Origin of the sequence: Corallococcus sp. 4LFB, assembly GCF_046520365.1 — a bacterium.
Taxonomy (GTDB): Bacteria; Myxococcota; Myxococcia; order Myxococcales; family Myxococcaceae; genus Corallococcus; species Corallococcus caeni.
Genome location: NZ_JBKGHJ010000904.1, coordinates 1 through 1,826, shown reverse-complemented (window position 1 = coordinate 1,826; position 1,826 = coordinate 1). Strand labels below are relative to the sequence as shown.

Sequence of the window (1,826 nt, the reverse complement as noted above, 5' to 3'; positions counted from 1 at the left end):
CGCGCTCCGCCCCGCCGTCCACACGCGAGGCGGGCGCCAACATCGCCGTGAAGTGGAACACCGCCCGAGACCTTCGACCGGCCCCTCTTTCAACGCAGTCCCCAAGGGAACAACATGAAGACACGCAGCGAATTGGAAGCAATGACCGTCAAGAAACTGCGCCGCTATGTCATCGACACCGGAAACAGTTTCCCCTACCTGGGGGAAACCAGGAAGTCGGAGATCATCGACAAGCTGATGAAGATTCAAGCCGAGCGGGAGGGCACGAAGCCCGCCCCTGCCTCCAAGAGGGCGCCCTAGCCGCAGCCCCTCTCCATTCGAGGGCCTTGCCGGGCTGCGACAGGCGCGTCCGGCAAGCCACGCGAGCAGGCCGAAATAGGGCCCGAGCGCGCACGCCCTGCCTCACCGCCAGCCACATGCTCCATCAGGAACAGCGTCCCGGCCCGAACGCCAATGCCCCGGACAGCACATACACCCCAAAGACAGCAGAGAGGACTTGATACGCTCACCCACAAGAGCGTGTATGCCTTTCGCGACGGGCAACAAAGCACCGCGCGACTCCGCAGGAATATCGACTATGAGCGCCACGGCCATCCCTACCTTCATCGTCCCGGTCAAGGTTGTTGATTTCAGCAACACCGTATTGACGCTGACCCTCGGCAAGAGCCGGTACGGCACGGCCCAGCCGCAACTGGACATCTTCCTTCAGCCCGGCGCCACCCACCGGCAGGTGAGCGCGCTGCTCCACACCTTCGCCGCCAGCCTGGAGCTGAACACCCCCAACAGCGAGCGGTGGATTGTGCAGTCCGAGCGCCTCTCGGAGCCGAACCACGGCCGCATCTACCTGGAGCTGGCCGAAGGCGACGAGGCCGAGGCCATGCGGGGCATGGCGCTCCTCAACATACTGCTGGGCTGAAGGAGAGGACGGCGGGAATCCGCGCCGCAGCACCGCGCGGGTTCCCGGCCATACGAAAGCCGTCCATGCTCGCGGACGCACTGCCTACAGGCGCCGCACCCCAAGACTCGACTTGCATAACGCATCAACAAGAGCGCGTATGTCTTTCACAACGGGGCGACATCCCTACGAAACGCGAGGATAACGATGGCCACGACGAGCCAGCAACTGATGATGGTGGGACAGCGCACCGCGCGCTATGGGATTCCCCAGCCGTACATCGAGGTGCGATTCCCGAGGGAGATACGCCAGCGCACGCTGAACGCCGCCCTCCATCGCATCTACGCCGATGTTGAGATGGCAACCTCGGAGCGAGAGTGCTGGAATGTACGCATTGAGCTGCTCCCAGACATACTCATGTACTCCGGGGGCTTCGTGTACGTGGAGCTTGCAGAGGGAACACCGGAGGAAGCGGAGCGGGCGATGGCGATGCTCAAGAGCCTCGTGGGTTGACCCCTCCTGAGCCCCTCGGCATGCGGCGCGCGCACGCCAGGAGCCCTGCGCAGGTGAGAGGCTCTTCCGGCTGAATCAGCGGGAGAGGCAGTGGCAGTCCGCTCCGGGCTATGCCGCCAATCCCCAACGCCCTGCCGGCGAGACAATCACACACGCTGGAATTCCGCCCACCGCCGCCAATCCAGGCAGACTGGCCGCACCCATTCACAGGCGCCCGGCGCAAAAACCCGCGAATTCCCGCAACTATCCCAGACACCTGAAACCCACCCAACCAGACGTCGAAGAGGACTTGCCTCATTCGCACACAAGAGCGTGTATGTGTTTCGCGACGGGCGCCACAGCCCCGCGCGAATGCGAGAGGCGAACTCCATGAAGACGCTCCGGTTTGGAATTGAGATTGAGACGGTTGGCGCCAGCC

At 63.7% G+C, this 1,826-nt stretch carries 3 protein-coding genes; all 3 read left to right on the top strand.

Annotated elements, in window-relative coordinates:
- The first annotated feature begins 141 nt into the window (after nucleotides 1-141).
- The 3 genes from ACLEQD_RS42620 (at nucleotide 142) to ACLEQD_RS42610 (ending at nucleotide 1,408) form a co-directional block, all read left to right on the top strand.
- The gene (locus tag ACLEQD_RS42620) at nucleotides 142-300 is read left to right on the top strand and encodes a hypothetical protein (RefSeq protein ID WP_246137635.1); all 159 of its coding nucleotides are present in this window, start codon (nucleotides 142-144) and stop codon (nucleotides 298-300) included.
- Nucleotides 301-577: 277 nt separating this feature from the next.
- Nucleotides 578-916: a hypothetical protein gene (locus tag ACLEQD_RS42615; RefSeq protein WP_141593109.1), complete on the top strand. Its 339-nt coding sequence runs from the start codon at nucleotides 578-580 to the stop codon at nucleotides 914-916.
- Between the two features lie 186 nt (nucleotides 917-1,102).
- Nucleotides 1,103-1,408 (top strand): hypothetical protein, encoded by a 306-nt coding sequence (locus ACLEQD_RS42610; RefSeq protein WP_228558381.1) that lies wholly within the window; start codon nucleotides 1,103-1,105, stop codon nucleotides 1,406-1,408.
- Nucleotides 1,409-1,826: the final 418 nt, after the last annotated feature.

Bases quoted from the DNA above. Each gene is read 5' to 3' on its own strand.
- ACLEQD_RS42620 (WP_246137635.1), top strand. From the start codon at position 142: ATGACCGTCAAGAAACTGCGCCGCTATGTCATCGACACCGGAAACAGT.
- ACLEQD_RS42615 (WP_141593109.1), top strand. From the start codon at position 578: ATGAGCGCCACGGCCATCCCTACCTTCATCGTCCCGGTCAAGGTTGTT.
- ACLEQD_RS42610 (WP_228558381.1), top strand. From the start codon at position 1,103: ATGGCCACGACGAGCCAGCAACTGATGATGGTGGGACAGCGCACCGCG.